Origin of the sequence: Hansschlegelia beijingensis (genome assembly GCF_045505405.1) — a bacterium.
In the GTDB taxonomy this organism is placed as follows: domain Bacteria; phylum Pseudomonadota; class Alphaproteobacteria; order Rhizobiales; family Methylopilaceae; genus Methylopila; species Methylopila beijingensis_A.
Map to the genome: position 1 here is coordinate 1 of NZ_JBJKEX010000311.1, position 3678 is coordinate 3678.

Here is a 3678-nt window from a genome sequence, read left to right on the forward strand (position 1 = left end):
GCGCCAGGGCGGCGCGCTTGATCATGCCGCCGGAAAGCTCGGAGGGGAACCGGTCGCCGGCGTCCTGCTTCAGCCCGACCCCGATCCGGCGACGCCGAAACCGGAATCCGCAAGCCTCCGCGAGGCAGGGTCCGTGTCGGGGCTGTTCGCCGAGCGCCACGTTCTGCTCGTGGAGGACGATTTCCTGCTCGCGCGTGAGATGAAGCGCGCGCTCGAGGCGCGCGGCGCCGTGGTGCTGGGGCCTGTGGCGCAGGACCGGGAGGCCGCGAGGCTCATCAAGGCCGCGGCCCGGCTCGACTTCGCCCTGCTGGACCTCGACCTCGACGGCCGCAGCGTGGCCCCGATCGCGATGGCGCTGCGCGAGCGCGGCGTGCGGATGGTGGTGGTCACCGGCTGCGACGTGACGGCCCTGCCGGCGCCGTTGCAGGACGTGCCTGTGTGCCAGAAGCCCGCCACGATCGAGCAGATCGAGACCGCCCTGTCGCGGATCGGGTGACGGGGCGCGGGCGTCCGGACCCTGCGCCGCCGGGGAGCAGGGTTGTTCCAACCGGTCATCCGCGCGAAGGACCCGCAGGCTAATATCCCGAGACGGTCAAGGCGGCGGCCGATCTGCGCTCAGGCGTGGGCGTGCGGGTCGCGGCCGGGACGGCGGCGCTCGCCGGTCGGATGGAGACATATATGGACGAGGGCGGCGCCGACGGCTTCATGCCGGCCAGGCCGGGACGCTTCGAAGCTTTCCCGCCAGAACCGCGGCGGCGAGGGCGGCTTCGGGCCGCCGACGAGGGCGCGACCTTGCTCGAAAACCTGCTTCGCTCATGAGCGGCCCGGCGACAGACGCGGCGCAGAAGCCGCCTGCGACCTCGGTCGTCGAGGACTTCAAGGCCGCGTTCCGGCGGCTCGCCTCCGGCGTCTGCGTGGTCACGTTCAAGCGCGGAGAGGATCTTCATGGCTTCACCGCGACCTCGGTGACGTCGATATCGGCCGACCCTCCGATGCTGCTGTTCTGCGTCTCCCGGCGCAGCGACAGCTTCGACAGCATGGTCCCGGGCGCGAGGATCGGCGTGTCCGTGCTGTCGGAGGAGCAACGTGGGCTGTCGGACGCCTTCGCGAGCAAGGTCTTGCCCGGGCGCTACCGGCATATCCCGAGCTCACGGCTCGGCGGCGCGCCTGTGCTGCGGGACGCGCTCGCGCGGATCTCGGCCGTCGTGGTCCAAATCGTGCCGGCGGGCGACAACATCGTGGTGTTCTGCGAGGTCGAGGCCGCCGAGCCCGGCCGTCCGGGGCGGCCGCTCCTCTACGGCGAGGGCGGCTACCTGGCGGCCGATCGGGAGCCTGCGGCCTGAGAGGCGATCCGGGGCGCCGCACCGTCCGATCGGTGATATGGTCTGGAGCCGATCCAGGGCCGCGACGAGCAAGGGCGGCCGGGGCCGGCAGGTCGCCGCGATCCTCCCCGCCCGCGGCCGCCGCCCCACCGCGGGCGAAGGAGGCAGATCATGACCGACCGTCCGGACGTCGCGACGTTCTTCGACCCTGCGACGAACACCTTCTCCTATGTGGTCCGGGACCCGGCGAGCGACGCCTGCGCGATCGTCGATAGCGTGCTGGACTTCGACTATGCGTCGGGCCGCGTCAGCCACGCTTCGGCCGACGCCGTCATCGCGCATGTGCGCGACCGCGGGCTCAAGGTCGCGTGGCTGCTCGAGACCCACGTGCACGCGGATCACCTCTCGGCCGCGCCCTACATCCAGCGGGCGCTCGGGGGGCAGGTCGCGATCGGCGCCGGCATTCGGGTCGTTCAGGAGACTTTCGGCAAGGTCTTCAACGAGGGCAGCGAGTTCCAGCGCGACGGCTCGCAGTTCGACCGCCTGTTCGAGGATGGCGACACGTTCCGCATCGGCGCCCTGGAGGGGCGCGTCATGCACACGCCTGGCCACACCCCCGCCTGCGTCACCTATGTGATCGGCGACGCGGCCTTCGTGGGCGACACGCTGTTCATGCCCGACGGGGGCACGGCGCGCGCGGATTTCCCGGGCGGCGACGCCCGGGCGCTGTTCCGGTCGATCAGGAAGGTCCTCGAGCTGCCGCCCGAGACGCGCCTGTTCATGTGCCACGACTATGGCCCGAACGGACGCGAGATCCGCAGCGAGACCACGGTCGCCGACGAGCGCGCCTACAACATCCATGTGCGCGATGGCGTGACAGAGGATGCGTTCGTGGCGATGCGCACCGCGCGCGACGCCACGCTGCCCATGCCGAAGCTGATCATCCCGTCGCTCCAGGTTAACATGAGGGCAGGGGAGCTCCCCCAGCCCGAGAGCAATGGCAAGCGCTACCTCAAGGTCCCGCTCGACGGCCTGTGACGACGAGCGCGCCGCCCGGGGACCGGCTCACATCCAGCGACGAGGCGCCTTCCTGGTCGACACCCAGATGATCGGCACGACGGACAGCAGGATGCCGCTGACCAGCGCCCCGACCGCGATCAGCCCGCGACTGGAGATCTCGATCTCCGCCTCCGAAGAGAAAGGTCCGCAGCGCAGCTTCAGGGACGCCCTGTGCGGCTCGGTGCGGCGGACGGGAAGCTGAGTGTCTGACATATGCGATCTCCTTCGCTGCTAAGGCGCAGCGAAGGGCGTCGGTTCCCCATTACGGGGGGCCATAGCGGGGCGCCGGGAGCCGCGGCGGACGCGCCCCCGGGGCCGGGCGTCAGTTCAGTCCTTGAGGACGACGTTCGGGATGTTCTTCTCGGTCTGGTCGATGACGAGCAGCTTGACCGGGTCCGGCCCGACGCTGGCGCCGCGGTGCCATTGGCCGATGGCTTCGAGCAGGAAGTCTCCCGTCTTGAAGATCGTCGTCTGGCCCGTGACCGAGTTCGTGACGCTGAGCGTGCCCGCAAGCACATAAGCGTAGCGGGGATAGGGGTGCTCGTGCCACGGCAGCACCGCGCCGGGCTGGATGTCATAGGTGGAGACGGAGACCTGGACGTCCTTCTGCGGCAGCGTGATCGGCTGGCCGCTCGAGGTCTCGGACGTCGTCATCAGCGGCGTGACGACGATCGGCTTCTGTTCCGCGAGCGCTCCGCCGGACGAGGCGAGGACGAGGGCTCCCGCACAGGCGGCGCGCATCAGAAACTGCATGTCGATCTCCAACCATGACGTCGCGCACGAAGGATGGCGACCGGAGCAGGTCCCCGGAGCGCCGCCAGCCGCGGCTCCTCGTCGAACCGCCGCGCGACGTTACACGGAAAGCGCGCCCGCGCGACGCCCGGATCTGACGGCGTCCTCCGGGGCAGGCGGAAGTTATCCGGGCGGGCGGGGCGGCCCGGAGAGTGCCGGTCGCGGTTGTTCCTGGCCGGTGATAGCGGCAGCCCGGCTGCCGGCCACAAAAGCGACCTCGGAAACGACGAAAGCCGCGGAGCGATCCGCGGCTTTCGTCGTTTGAAGAACTGGAGCGGGCGAAGGGATTCGAACCCTCGACCCCAACCTTGGCAAGGTTGTGCTCTACCCCTGAGCTACACCCGCTTGAAGTCCGTCCCGCGGGTGGGTGCCCCGCGAGACGCGCTCTATGCCGCAACGCGATCGGGATTGCAAGACGGATTTGTCGGCGACCGCGAGCCGCGACGGCGGGGCGCGGGGGACGGCCTACGGCCGCAGGCGCTCCGGCCTTTTCGGGGAGCCCCCG

5 protein-coding genes, 1 tRNA gene and 1 pseudogene are annotated in these 3678 nt (G+C 70.4%); 3 read left to right on the forward strand and 4 right to left on the reverse strand.

Annotated elements, in window-relative coordinates:
• Positions 1 to 79 (reverse strand): annotated as a pseudogene (locus ACIKT0_RS14930) (ABC transporter ATP-binding protein); the annotation flags it as partial.
• A gap of 54 nt (positions 80 to 133) precedes the next feature.
• Here ACIKT0_RS14930 and ACIKT0_RS14935 point away from each other — a divergent pair.
• From ACIKT0_RS14935 to ACIKT0_RS14945, 3 genes are all read left to right on the forward strand, one after another.
• Complete coding sequence (locus ACIKT0_RS14935) at positions 134 to 496, forward strand: response regulator (RefSeq protein ID WP_407106103.1); 363 nt, start codon at positions 134 to 136, stop codon at positions 494 to 496.
• Between the two features lie 319 nt (positions 497 to 815).
• The gene (locus ACIKT0_RS14940) at positions 816 to 1343 is read left to right on the forward strand and encodes a flavin reductase family protein (RefSeq protein WP_407106105.1); all 528 of its coding nucleotides are present in this window, start codon (positions 816 to 818) and stop codon (positions 1341 to 1343) included.
• 150 nt (positions 1344 to 1493) lie between these two features.
• A complete protein-coding gene (locus ACIKT0_RS14945; RefSeq protein WP_407106106.1) occupies positions 1494 to 2360 on the forward strand; it encodes an MBL fold metallo-hydrolase in 867 nt (288 codons plus the stop codon).
• A 27-nt stretch (positions 2361 to 2387) separates the two neighbouring features.
• Here the strand turns inward: ACIKT0_RS14945 and ACIKT0_RS14950 are convergent, their stop codons facing one another.
• From ACIKT0_RS14950 to ACIKT0_RS14960, 3 genes are all read right to left on the reverse strand, one after another.
• Entirely contained in the window at positions 2388 to 2594 is a 207-nt protein-coding gene (locus tag ACIKT0_RS14950; protein WP_407106108.1) for a hypothetical protein, read from the reverse strand.
• A 114-nt stretch (positions 2595 to 2708) separates the two neighbouring features.
• Positions 2709 to 3134 carry a cupin domain-containing protein gene (locus tag ACIKT0_RS14955; RefSeq protein WP_407106109.1) on the reverse strand — a complete coding sequence of 142 codons (426 nt, stop codon included), beginning with the start codon at positions 3132 to 3134 and terminating at the stop codon, positions 2709 to 2711.
• Positions 3135 to 3443: 309 nt separating this feature from the next.
• Positions 3444 to 3518: transfer RNA gene (locus tag ACIKT0_RS14960), tRNA-Gly, on the reverse strand.
• Between the last annotated feature and the right edge of the window lie 160 nt (positions 3519 to 3678).